Origin of the sequence: Mesorhizobium sp. CA6 (assembly GCF_020165035.1) — a bacterium.
GTDB lineage: Bacteria > Pseudomonadota > Alphaproteobacteria > Rhizobiales > Rhizobiaceae > Mesorhizobium.
In genome coordinates this window covers 30,735-54,967 of record NZ_JAIUHI010000003.1, presented here as the reverse complement: position 1 = coordinate 54,967, position 24,233 = coordinate 30,735, and the positions used below count along the sequence as shown (strand labels likewise).

At 64.4% G+C, this 24,233-nt stretch carries 27 protein-coding genes and 1 tRNA gene; 12 read left to right on the top strand and 16 right to left on the bottom strand.

The features are described from left to right. Nucleotides 1-190 precede the first annotated feature (190 nt). Both LB526_RS04725 and LB526_RS04720 read left to right on the top strand, forming a co-directional pair. A complete protein-coding gene (locus LB526_RS04725) occupies nucleotides 191-667 on the top strand; it encodes a DUF992 domain-containing protein (protein ID WP_140541919.1) in 477 nt (158 codons plus the stop codon). Nucleotides 668-889: 222 nt separating this feature from the next. After that, entirely contained in the window at nucleotides 890-2,356 is a 1,467-nt protein-coding gene (locus LB526_RS04720) for an MFS transporter (RefSeq protein ID WP_224626490.1), read from the top strand. 49 nt (nucleotides 2,357-2,405) lie between these two features. Here the strand turns inward: LB526_RS04720 and coaBC are convergent, their stop codons facing one another. The 3 genes from coaBC to ubiE all read right to left on the bottom strand — a co-directional run bounded on the left by coaBC (nucleotide 2,406) and on the right by ubiE (nucleotide 6,348). Then, nucleotides 2,406-3,881, bottom strand: coding sequence for a bifunctional phosphopantothenoylcysteine decarboxylase/phosphopantothenate--cysteine ligase CoaBC (gene coaBC, locus LB526_RS04715; RefSeq protein WP_224543455.1), 1,476 nt, complete (start codon nucleotides 3,879-3,881; stop codon nucleotides 2,406-2,408). Between the two features lie 72 nt (nucleotides 3,882-3,953). Next, nucleotides 3,954-5,528 (bottom strand): 2-polyprenylphenol 6-hydroxylase, encoded by a 1,575-nt coding sequence (gene ubiB, locus LB526_RS04710; protein WP_224543456.1) that lies wholly within the window; start codon nucleotides 5,526-5,528, stop codon nucleotides 3,954-3,956. Nucleotides 5,529-5,571: 43 nt separating this feature from the next. Continuing rightward, a complete protein-coding gene (gene ubiE / locus LB526_RS04705) occupies nucleotides 5,572-6,348 on the bottom strand; it encodes a bifunctional demethylmenaquinone methyltransferase/2-methoxy-6-polyprenyl-1,4-benzoquinol methylase UbiE (RefSeq protein ID WP_224543458.1) in 777 nt (258 codons plus the stop codon). A gap of 168 nt (nucleotides 6,349-6,516) precedes the next feature. Between ubiE and LB526_RS04700 the strand changes: the two genes are divergently transcribed. The 3 genes from LB526_RS04700 to LB526_RS04690 all read left to right on the top strand — a co-directional run bounded on the left by LB526_RS04700 (nucleotide 6,517) and on the right by LB526_RS04690 (nucleotide 9,060). Continuing rightward, nucleotides 6,517-7,491: an adenosine deaminase gene (locus LB526_RS04700; RefSeq protein ID WP_224543460.1), complete on the top strand. Its 975-nt coding sequence runs from the start codon at nucleotides 6,517-6,519 to the stop codon at nucleotides 7,489-7,491. 164 nt (nucleotides 7,492-7,655) lie between these two features. Continuing rightward, nucleotides 7,656-8,285: a uracil phosphoribosyltransferase gene (gene upp / locus LB526_RS04695; RefSeq protein ID WP_027165262.1), complete on the top strand. Its 630-nt coding sequence runs from the start codon at nucleotides 7,656-7,658 to the stop codon at nucleotides 8,283-8,285. Nucleotides 8,286-8,493: 208 nt separating this feature from the next. Further along, nucleotides 8,494-9,060, top strand: coding sequence for a TIGR02281 family clan AA aspartic protease (locus LB526_RS04690; protein ID WP_224543461.1), 567 nt, complete (start codon nucleotides 8,494-8,496; stop codon nucleotides 9,058-9,060). Between the two features lie 113 nt (nucleotides 9,061-9,173). Here LB526_RS04690 and deoA read toward each other — a convergent pair whose 3' ends face one another. The 6 genes from deoA to LB526_RS04660 all read right to left on the bottom strand — a co-directional run bounded on the left by deoA (nucleotide 9,174) and on the right by LB526_RS04660 (nucleotide 15,415). Next, the gene (gene deoA, locus LB526_RS04685; protein WP_224543462.1) at nucleotides 9,174-10,490 is read right to left on the bottom strand and encodes a thymidine phosphorylase; all 1,317 of its coding nucleotides are present in this window, start codon (nucleotides 10,488-10,490) and stop codon (nucleotides 9,174-9,176) included. Then, entirely contained in the window at nucleotides 10,490-11,293 is an 804-nt protein-coding gene (locus tag LB526_RS04680; protein WP_095766262.1) for a purine-nucleoside phosphorylase, read from the bottom strand. The genes deoA and LB526_RS04680 overlap by 1 nt, the downstream gene beginning before the upstream one ends. A 12-nt stretch (nucleotides 11,294-11,305) precedes the next feature. After that, nucleotides 11,306-11,698: a cytidine deaminase gene (gene cdd, locus LB526_RS04675; protein ID WP_224543463.1), complete on the bottom strand. Its 393-nt coding sequence runs from the start codon at nucleotides 11,696-11,698 to the stop codon at nucleotides 11,306-11,308. Between the two features lie 75 nt (nucleotides 11,699-11,773). After that, the gene (locus LB526_RS04670) at nucleotides 11,774-12,745 is read right to left on the bottom strand and encodes an ABC transporter permease (protein ID WP_140846328.1); all 972 of its coding nucleotides are present in this window, start codon (nucleotides 12,743-12,745) and stop codon (nucleotides 11,774-11,776) included. 1 nt (nucleotide 12,746) lies between these two features. Next, a complete protein-coding gene (locus tag LB526_RS04665; RefSeq protein ID WP_224543464.1) occupies nucleotides 12,747-13,886 on the bottom strand; it encodes an ABC transporter permease in 1,140 nt (379 codons plus the stop codon). Further along, nucleotides 13,883-15,415, bottom strand: a complete 1,533-nt coding sequence (locus LB526_RS04660) for an ABC transporter ATP-binding protein (protein ID WP_224626487.1) — start codon at nucleotides 15,413-15,415, stop codon at nucleotides 13,883-13,885. The genes LB526_RS04665 and LB526_RS04660 overlap by 4 nt, the downstream gene beginning before the upstream one ends. A gap of 252 nt (nucleotides 15,416-15,667) precedes the next feature. On the opposite strand from LB526_RS04660, the gene LB526_RS04655 reads away from it, so the two are divergent. Both LB526_RS04655 and LB526_RS04650 read left to right on the top strand, forming a co-directional pair. Further along, entirely contained in the window at nucleotides 15,668-15,877 is a 210-nt protein-coding gene (locus LB526_RS04655; protein WP_224626484.1) for a SlyX family protein, read from the top strand. A 22-nt stretch (nucleotides 15,878-15,899) separates the two neighbouring features. Then, complete coding sequence (locus LB526_RS04650) at nucleotides 15,900-16,301, top strand: hypothetical protein (RefSeq protein ID WP_095766258.1); 402 nt, start codon at nucleotides 15,900-15,902, stop codon at nucleotides 16,299-16,301. Here the strand turns inward: LB526_RS04650 and LB526_RS04645 are convergent. The 4 genes from LB526_RS04645 to LB526_RS04630 form a co-directional block, all read right to left on the bottom strand. After that, nucleotides 16,296-16,751, bottom strand: coding sequence for a GNAT family N-acetyltransferase (locus LB526_RS04645; protein ID WP_224626482.1), 456 nt, complete (start codon nucleotides 16,749-16,751; stop codon nucleotides 16,296-16,298). The two genes, LB526_RS04650 and LB526_RS04645, sit on opposite strands and share 6 nt — an antisense overlap. A 67-nt stretch (nucleotides 16,752-16,818) precedes the next feature. After that, on the bottom strand, nucleotides 16,819-17,808 hold the full coding sequence (locus LB526_RS04640; RefSeq protein WP_095766256.1) for a BMP family protein: 990 nt from the start codon (nucleotides 17,806-17,808) through the stop codon (nucleotides 16,819-16,821). A 224-nt stretch (nucleotides 17,809-18,032) separates the two neighbouring features. Then, nucleotides 18,033-18,359 carry a hypothetical protein gene (locus LB526_RS04635; RefSeq protein ID WP_224626479.1) on the bottom strand — a complete coding sequence of 109 codons (327 nt, stop codon included), beginning with the start codon at nucleotides 18,357-18,359 and terminating at the stop codon, nucleotides 18,033-18,035. 85 nt (nucleotides 18,360-18,444) lie between these two features. After that, on the bottom strand, nucleotides 18,445-19,146 hold the full coding sequence (locus tag LB526_RS04630) for a DUF2569 family protein (protein ID WP_140846322.1): 702 nt from the start codon (nucleotides 19,144-19,146) through the stop codon (nucleotides 18,445-18,447). 452 nt (nucleotides 19,147-19,598) lie between these two features. On the opposite strand from LB526_RS04630, the gene LB526_RS04625 reads away from it, so the two are divergent. Next, a tRNA-Ser gene (locus LB526_RS04625) sits at nucleotides 19,599-19,688 on the top strand. 17 nt (nucleotides 19,689-19,705) lie between these two features. Here LB526_RS04625 and LB526_RS04620 read toward each other — a convergent pair. Continuing rightward, complete coding sequence (locus tag LB526_RS04620; protein WP_224626477.1) at nucleotides 19,706-19,936, bottom strand: KTSC domain-containing protein; 231 nt, start codon at nucleotides 19,934-19,936, stop codon at nucleotides 19,706-19,708. A gap of 95 nt (nucleotides 19,937-20,031) precedes the next feature. Here LB526_RS04620 and LB526_RS04615 point away from each other — a divergent pair, with 95 nt between their 5' ends. From LB526_RS04615 to LB526_RS04605, 3 genes are all read left to right on the top strand, one after another. Beyond that, nucleotides 20,032-20,643 carry an alpha-ketoglutarate-dependent dioxygenase AlkB gene (locus LB526_RS04615; protein WP_224626474.1) on the top strand — a complete coding sequence of 204 codons (612 nt, stop codon included), beginning with the start codon at nucleotides 20,032-20,034 and terminating at the stop codon, nucleotides 20,641-20,643. 83 nt (nucleotides 20,644-20,726) lie between these two features. Then, nucleotides 20,727-21,122 carry a hypothetical protein gene (locus LB526_RS04610; RefSeq protein ID WP_095766251.1) on the top strand — a complete coding sequence of 132 codons (396 nt, stop codon included), beginning with the start codon at nucleotides 20,727-20,729 and terminating at the stop codon, nucleotides 21,120-21,122. Between the two features lie 79 nt (nucleotides 21,123-21,201). Beyond that, nucleotides 21,202-22,392, top strand: a complete 1,191-nt coding sequence (locus tag LB526_RS04605; protein ID WP_140846319.1) for an NADH-quinone oxidoreductase subunit D — start codon at nucleotides 21,202-21,204, stop codon at nucleotides 22,390-22,392. A 77-nt stretch (nucleotides 22,393-22,469) separates the two neighbouring features. Here the strand turns inward: LB526_RS04605 and LB526_RS04600 are convergent, their stop codons facing one another. Next, a complete protein-coding gene (locus LB526_RS04600) occupies nucleotides 22,470-22,904 on the bottom strand; it encodes a hypothetical protein (RefSeq protein ID WP_095766690.1) in 435 nt (144 codons plus the stop codon). Between the two features lie 301 nt (nucleotides 22,905-23,205). Here LB526_RS04600 and LB526_RS04595 point away from each other — a divergent pair, with 301 nt between their 5' ends. Further along, complete coding sequence (locus tag LB526_RS04595) at nucleotides 23,206-23,388, top strand: hypothetical protein (protein WP_095766249.1); 183 nt, start codon at nucleotides 23,206-23,208, stop codon at nucleotides 23,386-23,388. Between the two features lie 41 nt (nucleotides 23,389-23,429). Here LB526_RS04595 and LB526_RS04590 read toward each other — a convergent pair whose 3' ends face one another. Further along, nucleotides 23,430-24,221, bottom strand: a complete 792-nt coding sequence (locus LB526_RS04590) for a sugar isomerase domain-containing protein (protein WP_140846318.1) — start codon at nucleotides 24,219-24,221, stop codon at nucleotides 23,430-23,432. Nucleotides 24,222-24,233: the final 12 nt, after the last annotated feature.

The window sequence follows — 24,233 nt, the reverse complement described above, 5'->3', positions numbered from 1 at the left end:
CGCCTAGGCGTCGTTCCCGGTCGCCGTCGGCGGCCGCGATGATGCGCTGCGGAGACGCCGATAGCGATCCGTTAACCGCCCAGGGCAATGCGGTAACCCTTGCCATGTTCGCGTCAAAGTTTCGGCGGAACGCTCCGTGCACCTCGATCGTTTAAGCCGGGGCCAAGATTTTCGCGAAAGGGACTTTCCAATGATCAAGACACTTGCCTGTGCCGCTGCCGCGCTTGCCGCCACGGTCCTCGCTTCTCCGGTCAGCGCCGGCACGCTCCGGCTCGGCACGCTCGATTGCACCATCGACGGCGGTGTCGGCTATGTCATCACGTCGAACAAGGGCGTCTCCTGCGTCTTCCGCCCCTCCCATCACGGCCCGGCCGAGATTTATACCGGGATGATCTCCAAGCTCGGCGTCGACGTGGGCAAGACGCATCAGGGCCAGCTCGTCTGGGCGGTGCTTGCCGCCACCCGCAGCCATGACGCGGGCGATCTCGCTGGCAGCTATTACGGCGTCAACGCCGAGGCGAGCGTGGTGACCGGCGGCGGCGCCAACGTCCTGGTCGGCGGCTTGGACAGCGCCTTCATGCTGGAGCCGCTCAGCGTCCAGGCACAGACCGGCCTCAACCTGGCCGTCACCGTAGCGTCGCTGGACCTCGTCCACTCCTACAAGTGAGCCCTCGGCTTTTCAAATTCATTGCGCCGCACTCGGCCCGGAACATCTGTTCCGGGCCGAGTGCTTTGGAAAGCCCTTCGGCGCCAATGGTGGCTTGCCTCGAAATCCGCGAAAAAGCCTCTTGAGCTCAACTGCGCTTGAGGTTCTACAAGCCCTGCCGAACTGGATCTTGCCCCTCGTTCGCAACGCGGATGAGGTGCGCAAAACAAGCAGGAGATCGGCGTGACGGCAGCGAGCGGCAACAAGGTGGCCAGCAACAGGGTGGCCAGCAAGAGGGTGGATTGGCGGGCGCTGTGGGCAAGTGGCGATCTGGCGCGCTTCTGCTTCGTCAGCCTCGGCATCCTGCTGCATGCCACCAACGAAACAATGGTGGCGACGGTGATGCCGGCCATGGTCGGCGAACTGGCGGGCGTCCAGCTGGTCGGCTGGTCGCTGGCGATCTACGAGCTCGGCGCGATCGTCGCCGGCGCCGCTGCGGGCCGGCTGGTCAGTTATGTCGCCCTGCGCTCCAACATGATGGTCGCCGCCCTGCTCTACGCGACCGGCGCGCTGATCTGCGCCGCCGCGCCTTCCATGCCCTTGTTCCTCATCGGGCGTCTGGTCGAAGGGCTTGGCGGCGGCGCGCTGGTATCGCTGGCTTTCGTCTCGGTCGAGCGCCTGTTTCCACGCAACATCTGGCCGCAGCTCTTCGGCATCATGTCCGCGATCTGGGGCGTCGCCGCCTTCAGCGGCCCGATGCTCGGCGCTCTCATGACCGAATTCCTGTCGTGGCGATGGGCTTTCGGCGTATTCACCTTCGGCGGCGCGGCGATGGCGCTGGCAAGCTTCGTCGTGCTCGACACGCCTGAAGCGAGGAAGCCGCAGGCGAGCGGCGGCAAGGCACCGCCCTTTCCCTATCCCGCGCTTGCCTGTCTCGCCCTCAGCGTCGTGCTGATCGCCGCCGCCGGCATCGATATCGCCCTGTTGCGCTCGTCGCTGCTCCTCTTCCTCGGCCTGATCGGCCTAGCGCTTTTCTTCCACGTGGATGCGCTTAGACCGCAATCCCGGCTCTTCCCGTCGCCTCTGTTTTCATGGCGCTCGCCGCTTGGCAGCGGCATGACGATGGTTGCGGCTTTCTCCGTGGCGACCTGCACCTTCACCATTTACGGGCCGCTGCTTCTGACCACGTTGCACGGCATTCCGATCCTGACCACCGGCTACATCATCGCCGCAGAATCGATCGCCTGGTCGATCCTGTCGATCCTCATCGCCAATGCACCGCTGGAGCGCGAGAGGCTGATCATCGTCGTCGGCGCCTTGATGATCGCCTCCGGCCTCGCCGGCTTCGCCTACACAATCCCGGCAGGCTCGATCCCGCTGATCCTGCTCTGCGCCCTTTTGCAGGGCGGCGGCTTCGGCGTTTGCTGGCCCTTCCTCACGCGCGTCATCGTCGCCTCGGCCCGCGACGGTGAGCAGACCATCGCCTCGGCCGCCGTGCCGACCATGCAGCGCATCGGCTATGCGGTAGGCGCAGCGCTTGCCGGCATCGTCGCCAATGCCAGCGGCTTCTCGGAAGGTCTGAGCCGTGAAGCGGCCGCAGGCGTCGCCAGCTGGCTGTTTCTGGCCTTCGTGCCCCTCGGCGTGTTCGGCTGCCTGGCGGCGCTGAGGATATTTTCAGCGACAAACCGCGCGAGATTGGCAGCGGGTTGACGGGGATGTCACGGCGGCCGCGGCCGAGGCGCCGGCTTGCCGCTCGGGCTCAGACGACCACAGTCTGCTGCAGCCGCTCGGCAATCAGCGCGGCGAGCCGCGCCGCCACTTCGTCCTTGCCCATTTCCGGCCATTCCTCGACGCCGGTCCTGGACACGATGCGCACCTTGTTGCGGTCGCCGCCCATCACGCCGGATGGACCGATGCCGCTTTCATGCGAAACGTCATTGGCGACGATGAAGTCCGCGCCCTTTTTCCTGAGCTTCGCCTCGGCATTGGCGATGAGGTCCTGTGTCTCTGCGGCAAAGCCGACGACGAGTCTGGGCCGCTGAACGTGATGGCCGATGCCGGCGAGGATGTCGGGGTTCTCGACCATCCGCAGCGAAGGCGGTCCCTTGCCCACAACCTTCTTGATCTTCTCGCCGGCGGCGTTTTGCGTGCGCCAGTCGGCGACGGCGGCAACGAACACGGCGGCATCCGCCGGCAGCAGGCTCTCGACCGCTTGCTTCATCTGCGCGGCCGTTTCGACGTGGGTGGTCGCGACACCGGCCGGATCGGCGACGGTGACCGGGCCGGAGACAAGCCTGACATCAGCGCCGAGCTTAGCCAGCGCGGCCGCGATGGCATGGCCCTGCTTGCCCGAGGAGCGGTTGGCGATGTAGCGCACCGGATCGATCGGCTCATGCGTCGGACCAGAGGTGACGATGATCCGGCGCCCGGCAAGCAGTTTCGGCTTCTCGTCGAGCATCGCCTCGATGGCAGCGACGATCTCCAGCGGTTCGGCCATGCGGCCCTCGCCCGCTTCGTTGCTTTCGGCCATCTCGCCCTTGGCGGGGCCGACAAAGGCGACGCCGTCCTTCTGCAAGGTGGCCCGATTGCGCCGCGTTGCCGGATGCCCCCACATCTTCGGGTTCATCGCCGGCGCCATCAGCACCTTCTTGTCGGTGGCCAGAAGCACCGTCGAGGCGAGGTCGTTGGCATGGCCGTTGGCGAGCTTCGCCATCAGGTCGGCGGTGGCCGGCGCGACAACCAGCAGATCGGCCTCGCGCGACAGCCTGATATGGCCGACATCGTGCTCGTCCTTGCGGTCGAACAGCTCGGTGAAGACATGGTCGGCCGAAAGCGCGCCGACCGACAGCGTGGTGACGAATTCCTGCGCGGCCGACGTCATCACCACCCGCACCGACGCGCCCCGCTCGCGCAACCGCCGGATCAGGTCGAGCGTCTTGTAGGCGGCAATGCCGCCGCCGATGATGAGCAGGATGCGCTTGCCGGAAAGAGAACCTCGCGAAACTGTTTTGGCGGATGCGGCGACAATCGGCGCCGCCCGCTCCTTTGAGCCTGTCAGCGCACGCAGCTTTTCTTCGATCTGACCGATGCGGTCGGCCTGCCCTGCCCGGCCTTCGACCGCGGCGCGTATCATCGCTCGTGCCTGCTCCTCCATCGAGCAGCCATTTTCGGCCGCGAGTTGCCGGAGCAGGTCCTTCACCTCGTCATCCAGATTGCGGATCGTGATGCTGGCCATGTGATTGCACTCGCGTGAGGTAGCGCTTGCAATGATAGCAATGCAATCAACCGGCGACAAGCCGCATGGCAGTCAGAGCAACTTCCAAGTGATATAGACCAGCGTCAGCGCGATCACCCACAGCGCGACTCGACCGGAGCGGGTGTGGCGCGCTTCCGCCCTGCCTATCGCGCGCGCGGTCGCTTCGTCGAAGCGCAGGCCGTTTTCCGCCATCAAATCGATCTCGCGCGACAGCCGCTCGGTGCGGGCCACAAGATCCGGCGCCTGCCTTGCCAGCGACACAAGGGCTCTGCCCGCGTCGCGCACGTCGGTGAGCATGCCGCGCGGGCCGAGATTGCCCGCGATCCAGTCGCTGACCACAGGCTCGGACGTCTTCCACATGTTGAAGGCCGGATCGAGCGTGCGGGCGACGCCTTCGACAACCACCATGGTCTTCTGCAAAAGCACCAGCTCAGTCCGCGTCGCCATATCGAACAGCTCGGTGACTTCGAACAGCAGCGTCAGCAGCTTCGCCATCGAGATGGTCTCCGCCGACTGGCCGTGGATCGGCTCGCCGATGGCGCGGATCGCCTGCGCGAAGGCCGAGACATTGTGTTGGCGCGGCACGTAGCCCGCCTCGAAATGCACCTCGGCGACGCGCTGATAATCGCGCACGATGAAGCCGTAGAGGATCTCGGCGAGGAAGCGGCGCTCCTTCCTGCCGAGCCGACCTGCAATGCCGAGATCGACGGCAACGATGGTGCCGTTCGCCTCGACGAACAGATTTCCAGGATGCATATCGGCATGGAAGAAGCCGTCGCGCAACGTGTGCCTGAGAAACGACTGGACCAGATTGGCGGCGATCGCCTTGAGGTCGTGGCCGGCGTCGGCAAGACCGGCGAGATCGTTCATCTTGATGCCGTCGATCCACTCCATGGTGAGGACATCGCGGCCGGTCCGCTCCCAGTCGACCGCCGGCACGCGGAAGCCCGGATCGTCCTTGGTGTTCTCGCCGAGTTCGGAAAGCGCGGCTGCCTCGAGCCTCAGATCCATCTCGATTCTGGTGGTCTGTGCCAGCGTCTCGGTCACTTCGACCGGGCGCAGGCGACGCGACGCGGGGATGTATTTCTCCTGCAGGCGGGCGGCAAGGAAATAGCTTTCGAGATCCTGGAAGAAGCGGTGCCGCACGCCGGGCCGGATAACTTTCACCGCCACCTGCGAAGCGCTACCCTCGCGCACGATTTCGGCGCCGTGCACCTGCGCGATAGAGGCCGCCGCCACCGGTTCGCCGAAGCTCGAATAGAGATCGTCGATCCTGCGACCGAGCGAGGCTTCGATCGCATGGACCGCCTCCGCTCTCGGGAAGGTATGCATCTTGTCCTGCAAGAGCGCGAGGTCCAGCGCCATGTCGTTGCCGACGACATCGGGCCGCGTCGCCAGGAACTGGCCGAGCTTGACGTAGGAAGGTCCGAGCCGCACCACCGCCCGCGCCAGCCTGTCGCCCCGCTGATAGCTCAGCGCCCGGCGGCGGGTGAAAAGCCGCGCCACGCGCCAGCCGAATTTCGGCATTCCGGAAAGCTCTTCGCCCGGCAGCGCCGCGACGACGCCCTCGCGGACCAGCACCCAGCCGGCCCTGGCGAGCCTGAAGGCGGCAGCGACGCTGCTCATAGCGCTGCCTGCTTCAAAGCGGCCTGCTGCAAGGTGCCGCGCCTCAAAGCTTCCAGCCGGAATGAAGGGCGGCGATGCCGCCCGAATAGTTGCGGAAGGTGACGCGGTCGAAGCCGGCGCGGGTGATCATTGCTGCGAAATTCTGCTGATTGGGGAACTTGCGGATCGATTCGACGAGATAGGAATAGGGCTCGCCATCGCCGGTCACCGCCTTGCCGATTTTGGGGATGGCGTTGAACGACCAGGCCTCATAGGCCTTGTCGAGTAGCGGCATGTCAACCTCGGAGAACTCCAGGCACAGAAACCGTCCGCCCCGCTTCAGCACCCGATAGGCTTCGTCAAGAGCGACCTCGATGCGCGGCACGTTGCGTATACCGAACGCAATCGTATAGGCATCGAAGCTGTCGTCCTCGAACGGCAATTCCTCGGCATTGGCCTCGACGAAGTCGGTGTTTGCGGCAAGCCCCAGCTTCTCGGCGCGGTCGCGGCCGACGGCCAGCATCGAGCCGTTGATGTCGAGCACCGTGGCATGGGCCTGGCGCTGGCTGGCCTCCACGATGCGAAAGGCGACATCGCCGGTGCCGCCGGCAACATCGAGCACCTTCCAGCCCGCACGCTTCGGCGGATTGAGCCAGGCGACCGTCGCGTCCTTCCACAGCCGATGCAACCCGGCCGACATCAGATCGTTCATCAGGTCGTACCGATTGGCCACCTTATGGAAGACGTCGTTGACCAGGGGCTGCTTCTCGCCTTCCCCGACCTTCCTGAAACCATAGGAGGTTTCCATGCCGCCCGCGGCCGTGGTTCTCTCAACCGACATTATTTTGATCCGCCATAAAACCGGCGGGACCATAGCCGATCGATGGTGCCGACGCTATTGTCCAAGGCGCGGTTTTCGGCCGCGCCTTCAAAACGCGGCAGGGAAAGGCCACGCATGATTTTCCGGCCAGAATCCGCGCGAGAGCAGCATATCGGACGGGATGACCGCATGATTTTGAAGGCCGAACTGCACTGCCACATCGAAGGGGCGGCGGCGCCCGAGCTCGTCGTCGCCCAAGCCCGCAAATACGGCAAGGACCCTTCGCCCTACATCCGGGACGGCTCCTTCGTCTGGCAGGACTTCACCTCGTTTCTCGCGGCTTACGATTTCGCTTCCGACCTGTTTCGCACGGAGGAGGACTATGCCCGCCTCGCCGACTACTATCTGACCAGCCTCGCCCGCGACGGTGCCATCTATTCCGAGATTTTCACCTCGCCGGACCATGCCAAAAAGGCCGGCCTGTCGCCAAAAGCCTATACGGATGCGCTGGGCGAAGGCATGACCCGCGCCAAGGCCAAGACCGGTATCGAGGGCCGCATGATCGTCACCGGCGTGCGCCATGTCGGGGTCGAGGCGATCGAGCAGGCGGCGCGCTTCGCGGCACGCTGCGGCCACCCGCTGGTGACCGGTTTCGGCGTCGCCGGCGACGAGCGCATCGGCGACTTCGAGGATTATGTCCGCGCCTTCGAGATCGCGCGCGAAGCGGGTCTCGGCATCACCATCCATGCCGGCGAGCTGATGGGCTGGGAAAGTGTGGCGGCGGCTCTCGACCACATCCGCCCCTCCCGCATCGGCCACGGCGTTCGCGCCATCGAGAACCCTGACCTGGTCCGCCGCATCGCCGCCGAAGGCGTGGTGCTGGAATGCTGCCCGGGCTCCAATATCGCGCTGAAAGTATTCGACAGCTTCGCCGACCATCCCTTTCCGGCGCTGCGCGCAGCCGGCTGCAAGGTGACGCTCAACTCCGACGACCCGCCCTACTTCTGGACCTCGCTGAAGCGCGAATACGATATCGCCGCCGAGCATTTCGCCTTGAACGACAAGGCGCTCGCCGGGATCACCAGAACGGCTATCGAAGCGGCCTTCGTGGACAAGAAGACCAAGGCGGTGCTGCTAAGCCGGTTGGACGCGAAGGTGCGGTGAGTGAGTAGGGGAGTAGTCGGTAGTCAGTAGTTATGCATTTGGCCGAGCGCGCATAGGTCGGTTGAAGGCCGGAGCTTTCCCCAGGCGAAGACTCGCAAATCGGCTCACTATTCACTACTCACTACTGACTACTGACTACTACCCCGAACCAGTCGGAGCACATCATGCAGGGCGTCACCGTCGTCGACCATCCCCTCGTCCAGCACAAGCTGACCATCATGCGCAAGAAGGAGACCTCGACGGCCGGCTTCCGGCGGCTGCTGCGCGAGATTTCACTGCTGCTCGGCTATGAGGTGACCCGCAATCTCGAACTGACCACGACCATGATCGAGACGCCGATCGAGGAGATGGAGGCACCGACGCTGGAAGGCAAAAAGCTGGTCTTCGCCTCGGTGCTGCGCGCCGGCAACGGCCTGCTCGAGGGCCTGCTCGACCTGGTGCCGGCCGCGCGCGTCGCCCATATCGGCCTCTACCGCGACCACGAGACGCTTGAAGCGGTCGAGTATTTCTTCAAGGCGCCGAGCGATCTTGCCGACCGCCTGGTGATCGTCGTCGATCCGATGCTGGCGACCGCGAATTCCGCGATCGCCGCGATCGACAAGCTGAAGGGGCGCGGCGCCACCAACATCCGCTTCCTCTGCCTGCTTGCCGCCCCCGAAGGCATCGAGCGTTTCACCAAGGCGCATCCGGACGTGCCGATCTTCACCGCCTCGATAGACCGGCAGTTGAACGACAAGGGTTACATCATGCCGGGCCTCGGCGACGCCGGCGACCGCATGTACGGCACAAAGTGAGCGCCGTTCTTAACTGGCCGTTTACGCAAGCTTGCGGTTTCCCACACGCGTTAAAGTCGCACACACCATATCGGCATAAGGATGGAGGCCTTCGGGAGCAATTCCAGCAAAAGTGTGAAGCGGTTTTCCTTTCGGGATTGCTCCAAACCAAAGGGATAAGAGCGGTTCAACGTTTTCGTGAAACGGTGAAAACGCTTTAGGGGCATCCATGCTGCGCAAGCTTCTCATCCTCGGCATCTTTGCCGGAACTTCGGCTTCGATTCCGATCGTCTATCAGGCTAACCCGCATCTGGTGGACGGCCTGCTGAAATCGGCCGTCGCCCCGCAGCCGGCAGCCCCGGAGGCTCAGCCCCTGGTCAATCTCGCTTCGGTCCCGAACAAACCAGCCGCGCCGATGCCGCTCGGCCGCCAGGTGCTGGTCAACGCCGATGCGCGCGGCCACTTCACGTCGCAGTTCAAGCTCAATGGCCGCCAGATCGATGGCATGATCGACACCGGCGCGACGCTGGTCGCCATCAACACCTCGACGGCGCGCAGGATCGGCGTCTCGCTCAATCCGTCCGACTTCAATCGATCGGTGAGCACCGCCAACGGCGCGGTAAAGGCCGCCGTGGTGACGGTCGACCGCCTGCAGATCGGCAAGATCTCGGTCGACAACGTCCAGGCGATGGTGCTCGACGACAGGGCGCTGCAGACCAACCTGATCGGCATGAGCTTCCTGCAGCGGTTGCAGAAATACCAGGTCCAGGACGGCTCGCTGCTGCTCGTTCAGTAAATCCGACGTAAACAATTCCAGGAAAAGTGCGCAGCGGTTTTCCGTCCGGAATTGCGTCAGCCACAAAGGATAGAGCAGTTCACCGTTTCCGCGAAACGATGAACTGCTCTAGTCTAGCGCGGCAGTATCCGCCTGAGCACGGTCTTTTCGGCGGGCGGTTTGGAACCGCCGATCGTATAAGCAGCTCGCACGGCCGCCGCTGCTACCTCGGCCTCCGCATTGGTACGGGCATGCACCAGCGCCAGTGCCTCGCCCGGGCGCAGCTCGGCGCCGACCGGCAACAGCCGGGTCAGACCGACGGCATGATCGATCTTGTCGTCCGGATGGCTACGCCCGCCACCGAGCGTGACGACGGCAAGCCCGATATCGCGCGTGGCGATGCCGGTCACGAACCCATCCTGTTCCGCCTTCACGGCCAGTTCGACCGGCGCAGCCGGCAAATATTTTTCCGCGTTCTCGATGAAATCGGCGGGACCGCCAAGTGCGGAAACCATTCGCGCGAAGACGGCCGCCGCACGGCCTCCGGCAAGCGCTTCGGTGGCGCGCCTGATGCCGTCCTGGTTGGACGAGACGAGCCCCGCCGACTGCAGCATCTCGGCCGCCAGCGCCAGCGTCACCTCCTCCAGCCGCCGGTCGCGATATCGCCCGGTGAGGAAATCGACGGCATTCTTCACCTCGACCGCGTTGCCGGCGGCCGAGGCCAGCGGCTCGTTCATGCCGGTCACCAGCGCTGAGGCGCTCAAGCCGGCGCCATTGGCGACCTCGACCAGGCTGTTCACCAGAGCGACGGCATCGCGCGACTTCTCCATGAAGGCGCCGTTGCCGACCTTGACGTCGAGCACCAGCGAGCCCAAGCCGGCGGCAAGCTTCTTCGACAGGATCGAGGCGGTGATCAGCGGCACCGATTCGACCGTTCCGGTCACGTCGCGGATCGCATAGAGCCTGCGGTCGGCCGGCGCGAGACCGGCGGTCTGGCCGATGATGGCGCAACCGGTCTCGAGAACCGTCTTGCGGAAAAGCGCCACGTCCGGCTGGCTGGCATAGCCGGGGATGGCATCCATCTTGTCCAGCGTGCCGCCGGTGTGGCCGAGGCCGCGGCCCGAGATCATCGGCACACAAGCGCCGCAGGCCGCGACGATCGGCGCCAGCATCAGCGAGACATTGTCGCCGACGCCGCCCGTGGAATGCTTGTCGGTGACCGGGCCCGGCAGGTCGGACCAGTCGAGCACATCGCCGGAATCGCGCATCGCGATCGTCAGCGCCACCGCTTCCTCGCGGCTCATGCCGTTGAGGAACACGGCCATCGCGAAAGCGCCGACCTGGCCCTCGGAGATAGTGCCGGCCGTCAGCCCCGCGATGAAGGCCGCGATCTCGTCGGCCGAGAGCCTGTGGCCGTCGCGCTTGCGGCGGATGATCTCCTGCGGCAGCATCAGTCGGGCAAGCCGTCCTGGAAGACGCGCCGCAGGATCGTCGCCAGCCGCGCGCCGCCGATGGGCGCCATATCCTTGGTTTCCTGGTGCGAGAGCTCCGCTCCGGTCATGCCGGCCGCCAGGTTGGTGATGACCGAGCAGGCGGCGACCTTGAGCCCGAGGAAGCGGGCAAGGATGACCTCCGGCACGGTCGACATGCCGACGGCGTTGGCACCCATGACGCGCGCCATGCGGATCTCGGCCGGTGTCTCGAAGCATGGCCCGGAAAACCACATATAGACGCCCTGATGCAGCGCAGTTCCCGTTGCCTTCGCCGCTTTCTCGATCGCGCCGCGCAAGCCGGCATCATAGGCCTCGGTGAGGCCGACGAAGCGGCGGTCGCTCGGCTCGCCGATCAGCGGATTGGAGCCGGAGAAATTGATGTGGTCGGTGATCAGCATCACCGAGCCCGGCCCCATTTCAGGATCGACCGAGCCGGCGGCATTGGTGAGGATCAAATGCGAGATGCCGATGCCGGCAAGCACCTCCAGCGCCGGCCGCATCGCCGCGGCATTGCCATGCTCGTAATAATGCGCGCGCCCCGACAGCATCAGCACCGGCGTGCCGGCGAAATGCCCGGCAACCACCTCGCCGGCATGGCCGGAAACACCGCTGCGCGGGAAGCCCGGCAGTTCGGCATAGGAGATGCGCCTGGCATCCTTGACCTGGTCGACCAGCCCGCCCAGGCCCGAGCCCAGCACGAGCGCCGCGGTCGGCGCCAGTCCGTCCAGTTTCTCGACCAGATGATCCAGCGCTTCCTTCATTTCAACCCCTCTTCATTTCAAGATGTCGCCCCTGAAGCCGTAGGGCAGCATGTCGCCCATGGTCACCGTCTCGGCCACGCCGGCGTTGTCGCAGAGATAAAGCTTCGTGTCCGGCCGACAGAATTCCGCCAGCCGCTGCCGGCAGCCGCCGCATGGCGAGCATTTGGCCATGCGTTCGGCGATCACCGCGATCTCCACGATCCTGCCGCCGCCGCCCATGATGTAATGGCCGAGCGCCGTCGTCTCGGCGCACCAGCCTTCCGGATAGGATGCCACCTCGATATTGGCGCCGGCGAAGACGCGCCCGTCCTCGGTGCGCAGTGCTGCCCCCACAGGGAACTTCGAATAGGGCGCATAGGCCTTTGCCATCGCCGTCTTCGCCGCCTCGAAAAGATCATGCGACATCCGGTTCTTCTCTCCCACGATCTTGTTCAAATACCGGTCGCCGCCGCACGAAAATCCGCCCGGCATTCTCCGACTTCAGCGTTCCTTCACATAAGGCACGCCGCCGGCGCGCGGCGGGATGGCTTTGCCGATGAAGCCGGCGAGCAGGATGACGGTCAGCACATAGGGCAGCGCCTGCATGAATTGCACCGGCACCTTGCCGATGATCGGCAGCGGCGAGCCCTGCAGGCGGATCGCCGCAGCATCGAGGAAACCGAACAACAGGCAGGCGAACATAGCGTTGACCGGCTTCCATTTGGCGAAGATGAGCGCGGCCAGCGCAATATAGCCCTTGCCCGCAGTCATGTCCTTCACGAAGCCGCCATTCTGCACCATGGAAAGATACGCGCCGGCGACGCCGGTGAGGATGCCGGTGCAGATCAGCGCGCGGTACCGCAGCCAGGCGACCGAAATGCCGGCGGTGTCGACCGCGGCCGGGTTTTCGCCGACCGCGCGCATCCTGAGACCGAAGCGGGTGCGAAACAGCACCCACCAGGTGAACGGCACCATGGCGAAGGCGAAATAGACCAGGATCGAATGGCCGGAGATCAGCTCGGCATAGATCGGGCCGATGATCGGCACGTCCTTGATCGCCTCGGCGCCGGGCCAGACGATCGCCTCGAAGCGTTCGGCCGGCTGCAGCGCCGGCGTGCGCCCGCCCTGTTGGAACCACGCCTGGCCGAGGATGATGGTCGATCCGGCGGCGATGAAATTGATCGCCACGCCGGACACGATCTGGTTGCCGCGATGCGTGATCGAGGCGAAGCCGTGCACCAGCGCGAAGGCGACGGAGATCAGCACCGCCGTGCCGAGGCCGATCAGCGCCGAATGGAAGACGGCGGCGGCCGAAGCGCCGGCAAAGGCGCCGACCAGCATCTTGCCTTCCAGCCCGATGTCGAAGATGCCGGCCCGTTCCGAATAGAGGCCGGCCAGGCAAGCGAGCAGCAGCGGCACCGAAAGGCGGATGGTCGAATCCAGCACCTGGATGATGGCGTTGAACATGTCCATCTCAGGCCCCCTTCCCGTTCACTGCCTGCATGCCGACCGATTTCGGACTGACCGAGGCGAACAGCGCCTGGATGTAAGGCCTGAACATGTGTTCCAGCGCGCCGGCAAAGAGGATGACCAACCCCTGGATGATGACGATCATGTCGCGGCTGATCGCCGGCATTTCGAAGGCAAGCTCTGCGCCGCCCTGGTAGAGCATGCCGAACAGGATCGCCGCCAGGACGATGCCGACCGGATGCAGCCTGCCCATCAACGCAACCGCGATGCCGACATAGCCGGCGCCGGACACGAAATCGATCGCGACATTGTGCTGGTCGCCCATCACCGGGTTGAGCGCCATCATGCCGGCCAGCGCGCCCGAGATCATCATCGCGGTGATGATGATGCGGATTTCCGAAATGCCGGCATAGCGCGCCGCCTTCGGGCTGTGGCCGTAGGTGCGCATTTCATAGCCGAGCCTGGTGCGCCAGATCAAAAGCCAGACCAGGAAGGCCATGACGAGCGCCAGCAGGAAGCAGATGTTGAGCGGCGCCGAGCGGATCTTGGCGCCGAACAATTCGATGATCCAGTTGAGCTTCGGCAGCTCGGCGCCGGCCAGGAAATTGCGCGTCTGCGGCGCCTGCGAGCCGGCCGGCTTCAGCGGGCCGACCAGCAGATAGACCATCACCGAAGCGGCGATGAAGTTGAACATGATGGTGGTGATGACGATGTGCGATCCGCGCTTGGCCTGCAGATAGGCCGGGATCAGGCCCCACAGCGCGCCGAACGCCGCCGCGGCCACGATCGCGATCGGAAAGATCGCCCACCAGGGCAGCACGCTGTCGAAGCTCAGGCAAACGAGCGCGATGCCCAGGCCGCCTATATAGGCCTGCCCCTCGGTACCGATGTTGAACAGGCTGCAATGCGCCGCCACCGCCACCGACAGCCCGGTGAAGATGAAGGTCGTGGCGTAGAAGAGCGTGAAGGCGATGCCCGTGCCCTTGCCGAAGGCGCCTTCGACCAGGATGACGGCGGCACGAAACGGATTTTCGCCGACCAGCATGACGACGAAGCCGGCAACGATGAAGGCAACCGACAGATTGATCAGCGGAATCAACCCATAATCGGCCCAGGCAGGCAGCTTGGCGTAAGGCGTGCTCATTCGGCGGCCTCCTGGTGCTCGACGCCGGCCATGAGCAGGCCGAGCTCGCCTTCGGTCGCGTCAGGGCCGCGCTCGCCGACGACACGGCCGGCGAACATCACCAGGATGCGGTCGGACAGCGAGCGGATCTCGTCGAGCTCGACCGAGACCACCAGCACGGCCTTGCCCTGGTCGCGCATGGCGATCAGCCGCTTGTGGATGAATTCGATGGCGCCGACATCGACGCCGCGCGTCGGCTGACCGACGATCAGCACGCCCGGATCCTGCTCCATCTCCCTGGCCAGCACGATCTTCTGCTGATTGCCGCCGGAGAAGTTCGCCGTCTTCAGCCGCGGATTGCCGGGGCGGATGTCGTATTTCTCGATCTTGTCCTTCGCGTCGGCCATGATGGCATCGACGTCGAGGAACGGCCCCCTCAGATAGCGCTCGTCGTCGTGATAGCCGAGGATCGAATTCTCGTTTTCCTCGAAGGCGAGCACCAGCCCGACATGGTGGCGGTCCTCCGGGACGTGGGCAAGCCCACGGTCGCGCAATTCGCCGGGATCGGCCTTGCCGGTGAGATCGATCGGCTTGCCGTCGAGCATAACCTCGCCGGAAACCGCATGCCTTATGCCGGAGATTGCCTCCAACAGTTCGGACTGGCCGTTGCCGGCAACGCCGGCGATGCCGACGATCTCGCCGCCGCGCACGTCGAAGGAGACATTGTCGACCATGGTGACGCCGCGCGAATCCTTGACCGTCAGGTTCTTGACCGAGAGTTTTACAGCGCCGGCTTCCGACTGGCCCTTCTCGACCCTGAGAAGCACCCGCCGGCCGACCATCAGCTCGGCCAGTTCGCCGACAGTGGTTTCCTTGGTCACCCGGGTTGCCACCATCGTGCCCTGGCGCATCACCGAGACCGTGTCGGTGATGGCCATGATCTCGCGCAGCTTGTGCGTGATGAGCACGATCGTTTTTCCCTGCTCCTTCAATTGCTTGAGGATGCGGAAAAGGTGGTCGGCCTCGGCCGGCGTCAACACTCCCGTCGGCTCGTCGAGGATCAGGATCTCGGCGCCGCGATAGAGCGCCTTGAGGATTTCGACACGCTGCTGCAGGCCGACCGGCAGCTCTTCGATGACGGCGTCGGGATCGACCTCGAGCCCGTATTCGCGCTCCAGCCGGTCGAGTTCCGAGCGCGCTTTGGCGATGCTGCTCTTCAGCAGCACATCGTTTTCGGCGCCGAGGATGACGTTCTCCAGCACCGTGAAATTGTCGACCAGCATGAAATGCTGATGCACCATGCCGATGCCGAGTGCGATGGCGTCGTTGGAGGTGTTGATCGACACCGGCTTGCCGCCGACGTGGATCTCGCCGCTGTCGGCCTGGTAGAAGCCGTAGAGGATCGACATCAGCGTCGATTTGCCGGCGCCGTTTTCGCCGACGATGCCGTGGATGGTGCCGCGCGCCACTTCCAGGTTGATATCGCGGTTGGCGCGCACTGCGCCAAAGCTCTTGTTGATGCCTATGAGCTCGATTGCGGCTTGCGCCATGCAGCCTGTTCCCACTGTTATTTTTTATCGCTTGGTCAAAAGGCCTAGCATGATGCCCCGCTTATGCCAATCGGCCGTTCACTCTCGACAAATCGCCGCGCCCTTGTCAATTTCGAACCTGAGCAAGTTCCGCAAAACTGTCCACGGTTTTGCGATCAGAACCTGCGAGAACCAACAGGGCCTAAGCAGATATTCGGGCATCCAGGAATATCTGCTGAGGCGGAGGCTTCACATTCGCAAGGATCGGTTTGCATGACCATGCCTGACGATCGGCTGACGGCGCTGGAAATCCGCGCCGCCGAGCAGGAAAAGACCATCGAGGAACTGTCCGGCCAGATCGCCGAACAGTGGAAGGTGATCGAGCGCATGGAGCGCAAGCTCGCAGCCCTCGCCGACCGTTTCCTGGAATTGGAGGAGCAGACCGCCTCCGACGCGCCGGTGACCAAGCCGCCGCATTGGTGAGAAGCCATGGGGAAAGACGGCCATGTCCAGTGAAAGCGACAATGTCGCCAGGGCCGGCGATTATGTCTTTGGCCTGATGAACGACAGGGAACGCGCCCGCGCCGAGCGCGACCTCGAGATTGATCCCGCCTTTCGCGACACGGTGCTACGGCTGGCCGAGCGCTTGCGCGCCTTCGATCCCGCGGCACCTGAAGGGCGCGACAATCGCTGGGAGCTGGTCACGCAGCGCCTTGCCGAATTGCCGCAGATGCAGGCACGGCTCGCCGGCATTGCCGCCGAGGCCGAACCGCCGCCGCCGATGATCCACCGGCTCGAGCGCAAGCCCTATCGCGTCGGCCTCCATCCGCGCGGCAGGCTTGGCTTTGTTATTGTGCTTGCCCTGCTGGCCGCCTTTGCGCTCGGCTATCTCGCCGGCACGCTATAGCTCATGCGACATGAGAAGCATCGGCGCGCCGTCCTGCTCGAAGGTCTCGACCGCCGTCCATCCAAGCGCCTCGTAGAAGCCGCGCGCCTGCCAGGTGTAGAGATAGAGCTTGCCGATACCGGCCGAGACAGCATGAGCCTCAACGGTTCTGACCAGCGCCGTGCCAACGTCGCTGCCGCGATATCCATCCTCGACGATCAGCCCGGCCAGCCATGGCGAGAAGTCGTGCGGCGAACTGATTTCGCTGCGGACGAGCAGGCAGCTCCCGATCGGCCGGCCACGGTCGCGCGCAACGAAGGCTGCCTCGGAGCCGTCGCCGGCGATCAACCCGCGCAACCCGGCCATGTCCTCGTCGAGTGTCCGGTCCGTGCCTTCGAAGAAAGCCGCGAGGCGAAGCCCCGCGATTGCTTCGACGTCGCCTTCAGCCATGGCCTCGATCGTCGGCCGCATCGTTCCCTCTCCAAAGCGAAACCGCCGGGCGTTGGCCCGGCGGTTCAAACCTTGCTTCAGCCGCAGATCAATACGGGCAGGCGTTGTCGGTGGTGTAGTCGTGCACCTGGACCTTGCCCGAGATGATGTCGGCCTTGGCCTTTTCGACGGCCGCCTTCATCTCATCGGTCACCAGCGCCTTGTTGTTGTCGTCCATGGCGTAGTCAACGCCGCCTTCCTTGAGGCCGAGATTTTCGACGCCGCCTTTGAAGGTGCCGTTCTTGCCGTCCATGAAGGCATTGTAGACGGCAACGTCGACGCGCTTCAGCATCGAGGTCAGCACCTTGCCGGGCTGCAGGCCGTTCTGGTTGGAATCGACGCCGATGCCGAGCTTGCCCGCATCCGCCGCCGCCTGGAGCACGCCGACGCCGGTGCCGCCGGCAGCCGCGTAAACCACGTCGGCGCCCTGGTCGATCTGCGTCTTTGCGATCTCGCCGCCCTTGGCCGGGTCGTTCCATGCGGCCGGCGTGTCGCCGGTCATATTCTGGATGACGTCCGTCGCGCCGGCCGACTTGGCGCCGCCGACATAGCCGCATTCGAACTTGCGGATCAGCGGGATGTCCATGCCGCCGACGAAGCCGACCTTCTTCGACTTCGACGCCATCGCCGCCAGGATGCCGACGAGGTAGGAACCTTCATTCTCCTTGAACACCAGCGAGCGGACATTGGGCAGGTCGACGGCATCGTCGATGATGGCGAAGTTGAGATCGGTATATTCGGCCGCGACCTTCTTCAGCGCGTCCTCCCAGGCAAAGCCGGCCATGACGATCGGGTTGCGGCCGTCCTCGGCGAAGCGGCGCAGCGCCTGCTCGCGCTGCGAGGCGTTGGAGACCTCGAATTCGACATAGGCGATGCCGGTCTCAGCCTTGAACTTCTCGGCGCCATGATAGGCGGCCTCGTTGAAGGATTTGTCGAACTTGCCGCCCAGATCATAGAGGATGGCCGGCTGGACATCCGCGGCGAAAGCCGGAAGAACCATTGCGGTTGCGGCCAGAAGGCCGAGAACGATACGTTTCATGTGATCCACACCCTGTCGGTTATTTTTCCGTTATGCGCCGCCTGCCCGCCCGGTTCTCCGGCAGGCTTGCGGTGCCAGGCAGGAAGTGTTTTGCCCCTCCCGCTCGCGGTCAATCTGGCACGGCGCGAAACAAAATTCACGTGGAATTTTGACCTGTTGGAAAAAGCGGTTACCCGCGGTTTCGCCGTGGCCGTCCGTCCGCAACAGCGTCAAAACAAGGGCCTTCAGGGACTTGGAGCGAATTCCGCGCCGCGGCGCTTGCGCCGGTAGCCGATGGCGTAGAGCAGGAAGGCCAGCACCGCGAAAACAGCAAAACCTGGTTGTGCGAGCACCCATACGACGGCGCCGTCCCAGACCAGCGGGCTTGCCTTGGCGCGCACGAAAGTCTCGAAGGCCGCACGGGTATCGGGCGAGACCGCGAGCCAGCTTGCATTGAGCGGCGTCAGCACCAGCGAGGAGGCTGCGACCGAGCGTGTCGTATCGATCACCGCCATGATCACCGAGATCGACAGCGCAACCATGGCTGCCAGCCGAAAGATGAAACGCAACATCGACGCTCTCCCCGGGAACGCTCCCGCCTGCCCCGTAAACCGACATAGAGCGTGCGTGGTTTCCGCGCAATCGCGGCCCGTGAAATTAGCGAGCCCGCGCAGGCTTGCGCCGGTTCACCCGCCAGATGGCGAAAATGCCGCCGGCGACCGCGCCGACGATCAGGCCGCCCAGGCCGACAAAAGCCGCGAAAAATCCGCAGGCGCCCTCGAAACAGCTCATATGCGTCAGGTCCGCTATCAACGAACCGGCGAAGAAACCGGCGCAGGCGCCGATCGCGCCGCCAAGGATGATGCCGAGCAGCGCGGCAAGGATCGAGACGAAGACCGGCGGCCGCTCGGTCTCCGGATTGGCGTAGATCGTCTCGGCGCCGGCCCCGTTGCGCAGCAGGTAAATGCAAAGTAGGCCGATGGCGATCTCGGCGACGGTGAAGCCCAGCGCCTCGGCCGAGAAGACGAAGTCGGACACGAGCAACACATAGGCCTGGCGCACCAAAAGCCAGATGATGATGGCGATCTGCCAGATCGTGTAATGGCGCGGGAAGCGGGCCGACCGGTTGAAGGCAAGGCCAAGCAGGTACAGCCCCCACAGGATGGTGATGACGCCGCCGGTAAGGCCGCCATAGACCAGGAAGAACACGCTGTCGGGCAGGCTGAAGTCGCCGATCAGCCGCCAGGAGGAGATCAGCCCGTAGGCCGACAACCCCATGACGATGACGAGCCACGCCACCGGGATGAGGGAAAGCCCGCCGTCCGGCCGCCCCGCGGGTTGCTGGTCGATCGATGCCATGTCGGGACGATGCCCCTCGCCCAGGCAATTCCGGGAAAGCCGCCTGGCGACTTCCGGCGGGAACTGCAAAACCGAACCGGCAATTCCAGGGAAAGCTCGCAACCGTCCACCGGGACTGCATGAAAACAAGATTGGCGCAGTCGACAGCCGGGCGGAGGCGAAGTCAAGCGTCGCCGGCGCGCCGCCATCGGCCTGTGCACATCATTCGAACGCATCGCCCCCTGGACCCGCCTTTGCGCCCATACACGGCAAAAGCCGCGGCAATGCCAATATGGCTTGGCATTCGCTTTAGGATCGACTAGATGAGCCCCGCGCCTGTTTGCCTAGACGGCTAGCGGTGCCGGGAAGGGTTGCCTGCCGGTTGAGGGCACACCAGATATCCGTTGAGGACTTCCCATGGGAGCATCTCCCCAACCCGCGCGGCAAAACCGGCCGACGCGAGATGCCAAGACGGAGAGGTGGCCGAGTGGTTGAAGGCGCACGCCTGGAAAGTGTGTTTACGGGAAACCGTAACGCGGGTTCGAATCCCGCTCTCTCCGCCATTTAACTTCATTGATTTCTATATTTTTTCGGAGCAGGCCGAGTCTTCATGCTCGACCAGGTGATATCTGAAACGGTCGCGAACGAATTCGTTGAAGAACTGCCCTTTTGAGAAGGCCGCCTTGAAAGCCGTGTAGACCTCGGGTCCTACGTCCTCATAGTCATAGCGCTTGCCGGTCGGGACGAACCATACCGAGAGGACCCGCCTCGACGGATCGTAGCGAATGTTCTGGATCGCGGTGGAAGGCATGTGCCGCCTCCTGCTTCCAACGCTTAATTCTTCGTGCGCCGCGAGGTTCCGCCGTGCCGGCTTGCACAAGGAGCCCGATTGCCTATCTGAGCCGCATGACATCATTGAAAAACCGAGCTGCCGGCGACGCTTTCCAGGGCGATCTGTTCGGTGGGCCTGCAAGCCAGCCGCCCATGCCCGTAGGCTTCTCCTACCAGCCGGACCTGATTGCCCGCGACGAAGAACACGAGCTGGTCCGTCATATCCGGGGCCTGCCCTTCAAGCCGTTCGATTTTCACGGCCATCTTGCCAACAGGCAGGTCGTCGGCTTCGGCTTGCGCTACGATTACGAACGCCGCCAGGTCGTCGAAGCGCCGCCCATACCGGACTTCCTGCTGCCGCTTCGCGCCAAGGTCGCCGCTTTTGCGTGCATCCCCGCAACAGAGTTCGCGCAAGTGCTGATCAACGAATATCGCCCGGGCGCGGGGATAGGCTGGCATCGGGACAAGCCGCATTTCGAGCTGGTCGCCGGCGTTTCCCTGCTGGCGTCCTGCAGCTTCCGGCTGCGCCGCAAGAACGGCGCGGCGTGGGACCGTGAAACGATCGAGGTCGAGCCCAGATCGCTCTACCTCATGGCAGGGCCGGCCAGGCACGAGTGGGAGCACAGCATTCCGCCAGTCGAACGCCATCGCTATTCGGTGACGTTGCGGATAATGCGGGCTCTTTAAGCAGCCGCGCCGGCGATTATCCGGGAACCATCGCCGGGCGCCTGGGTTGTGTCGTCAGGTTTTCCAGATGGAAAGGAAAGACGATGCGCATGTTGACGATGGTCCTGACGCTGTCGGCAATGGCATTGGCGCAACCCGCTTCCGCTCAACGCGCCGATCCGCAGCCGCCGCAAGCGACGCCCCCTGCCCAGGAACCCATCCCCGGCCAGCCGCAGCCCGGCCAGGACGATGCCGCCCAGAACGTCACCAACATCGTCGTGGTGGCGATGGAGGACCTGCCCTCGGAAGTGAAGGCGCAGGCCGAAGCCATAGTCACCAGGACGACCGCCAAGGAACTGGCCAAGCTGCAGAACTCGGTCGACGCCTCGCCCGAGGCGACGTCGGTTCTGCATGCGAACGGACTGAATTCCTCGCAGGTCGTTGCCGCCAACATCGACGGTGACGGCACGCTGACGCTGATCATCCAGACGACGGCTTGACCTTTGGGGGCATGACGCAGCCGAACGGCGGCCGACGGGCCGCGGTTCGCCTTCGATCCTCACTCTTGCGGAGGCTGTCATGACCGAAGCCGCGGTCCGCAACTTCATGCTCAACTTCGGGCCGCAGCACCCGTCGGCGCATGGCGTGCTCAGGCTGGTGCTGGAACTGGACGGCGAGATCGTCGACCGCGCCGATCCGCATATCGGCCTGCTCCATCGCGGCACCGAAAAGCTGATCGAATACAAGAACTATCTGCAGGCCCTGCCTTATTTCGATCGGCTCGACTACGTCGCGCCGATGAACCAGGAGCATGCCTTCTGCCTTGCCGCTGAAAAGCTGCTCGAGCTGTCCGTTCCCCGGCGCGGCCAACTGATCCGCGTGCTGTTTTGCGAGATCGGGCGGCTCTTGTCGCATCTTCTCAACGTCACCACGCAGGCCATGGATATCGGCGCCCTGACGCCGCCGCTATGGGGTTTCGCCGAACGCGAGAAGCTGATGGTGTTTTATGAACGCGCCTCAGGCGCGCGTATGCACGCGAACTATTTCCGCGTCGGCGGCGTCCACCAGGACCTGCCGGAAAAGCTGCTCGACGACATCTGGGATTTCTGCGATCCGTTCCTGAAGGTCTGCGACAATCTCGAGGGCCTGCTCACCGACAACCGCATCTTCAAGCAGCGCAATGTCGATGTCGGCGTGATCTCGCTCGACGACGCCTGGGGCATGGGCTTCTCCGGCCCCATGGTGCGCGGCTCGGGCGCCGCCTGGGATTTGCGCAAGGCGCAGCCCTATGAATGCTATCCCGAAATGGATTTCGACATCCCCATCGGCAAGCACGGCGACTGTTACGATCGCTATCTGGTGCGCATGGAAGAGATGCGCCAGTCGGTGCGGATCATGCGGCAGTGCCTGGAAAAGCTGCGCTCATCCGATGGCCGGGGCCCGGTCGCGGTGCCCAACCAGAAGATCACGCCGCCGCCGCGCGCCACCATGAAGCGCTCGATGGAAGCGACCATCCATCATTTCAAGCTTTATACCGAAGGCCACCGCGTGCCGCCCGGAGAGGTCTATGCCGCGGTCGAGGCGCCGAAAGGCGAGTTCGGCGTCTATCTGGTCTCGGACGGCAGCAACATTCCCTATCGCTGCAAGATACGCGCGCCATCCTTCGCCCATCTCCAGGCGATGGATTTCCTGTCGCGCGGGCACATGGTGGCCGATGTCGCGGCGATCATCGGCTCGCTCGACATCGTGTTCGGCGAGATCGATCGCTGACGCGGAGGAGAGCCCGGCGCCTCTCCTTCGTCTGCGTCAATCAGCGAGCCCGACGCGATCCCGCCGACGGACCCGCTCTAGCGCATGAACACCGCTCTCAGCCACGCAAGAATGCCGGCGCCCGGGGAGATCGCCGCCCGCACGCGCGAGGCCGCCCAGCGGGCCGGCATGTTGGCGCCGACATGGCAATGGCAGACGACTTCATGCAGCTGCCAGTCGCTCATTTCGAAGAAGCGCTTGGCTTCGCCGTAAGTGTCGTCCCGCAGGCCTTGCGCGCGGAAGATCGGATCCTCGAAAGCGATGGTGATCGCCGAGCCGTCGATACGCATTCTTTGGCGCACATCGGCTGAGGCGTATTCGGTGCCCGCCAGCGCCGTGAGGCGGCGGCCGGGATTTTGTTCAAGAAGCTGCGCCCAGCGCTCAAGGCGCTGACCGCGATTGGCGATGAGAGCCGGTGCTTCGGTATGAACGTCGGCAACGGCGTTGATCTGATCAAGGGTTTGGTGCTTCACGGCCGTCTCCTGTGTCGGCAGATGGCCCCCGTCCACAACGGGATTTAAGGCGCCGACCGACGCCGGCAAGAGCCGAAATAGGCAGGTGGAATCATTTGATCATTGTCTGCCGCCGTCGCGCGCCGCGATCGTGTTGGAACCATCCGCGGGCGTGGCCGTTCTGCCAGCTTGCGCCGCCGATCGCTCCAGACGAAGCGTCCGAATGCAGCGGTCACCTCCATCAGTTCAGGTCGGGCAGGACATCCCGGTTTTTGGGATTCGCAGCAGGCCTTGCCAAGGCATCGAACGGAAGGAAAACGCGATGGCCATTCTCCCCAATCCGGACCCATCTCCCACGCCCGTGCCCACGCCGCCGCCCATCCCGGAACCGAAACCGGTGCGCGAGCCGGAGCCGGACCGGCTGCCCGACGAGGAGCCGATCCCCAATCCCGATGAGAATGACGCGCCGCCCAGGCATTCCGCAACCAGGCGGCGCCGGATCTGAGCGGCTCGCGAGAGGCGCCTGATGCGCCTCCCGCAGCCTGATCATTCCCCGCGCATCGTCGCCTGGAAGGTCGGCAGGTGCTTCTTCTGCGCCTCGATCATGCGTTCGCGGTAGACGCCGTAGATGACGTCGGTGTCGTGCAGCGTCACGCCCGCAATGGTCGGCGAGGCGAAGACCGGCAGCTCGATGCCGCGCTTCGACAATTGCTCGGCCGTGCGGGCGAGCAACTCATGCGCCATGATCATCGCCAGCACCGTCGACGAGCCCGACACCGGGCGGCTCCAGCCTTCGATCGGCACCACCGCGTCCTCGATCGGCGAGCAGGTGTCGATGACGAGGTCGGCGGCGTCCGCCAGCCGCTTGCCGGAGGAATGCGTGGCTGGCTTGTCGAGATTGTTCTTGCTGGTGACCGCTACGACGAAGATGCCGCGCTTCTTGGCGTAGAGCGCGGTGTCGATACCCGAGGAATTGCGGCCGCTATGGCCGAAGATGATGATGGAATCGCCCGTGTTCAGCGGCTGATGGTCGAGGAACTTCTCGGCATATTTCTCGGTCCGCTCCAGCCACAAAAGCTCGCGCACGCCGCCGGCGCCGAGCACGTTGTGCCACATCACACGCGGGTCGGTCAGCGGATTGAAGCCGACGAAGCTGCCATAGCGCGGAAACATCTCCTGCGCCGGCAGCACCGAATGGCCCGAGCCGTAGAGATGGACCAGCCCGCCATTTTGCAGCGTGTCGGCGAAGCGGCTCGCCGCCTGGCCGAACGCTTCTTCATTGGCCTTCGATGCCTGTTCGAGGAGGGCGGCGAGACGGGGAATGTAGAGATCGGACACTTCGGTACTCCT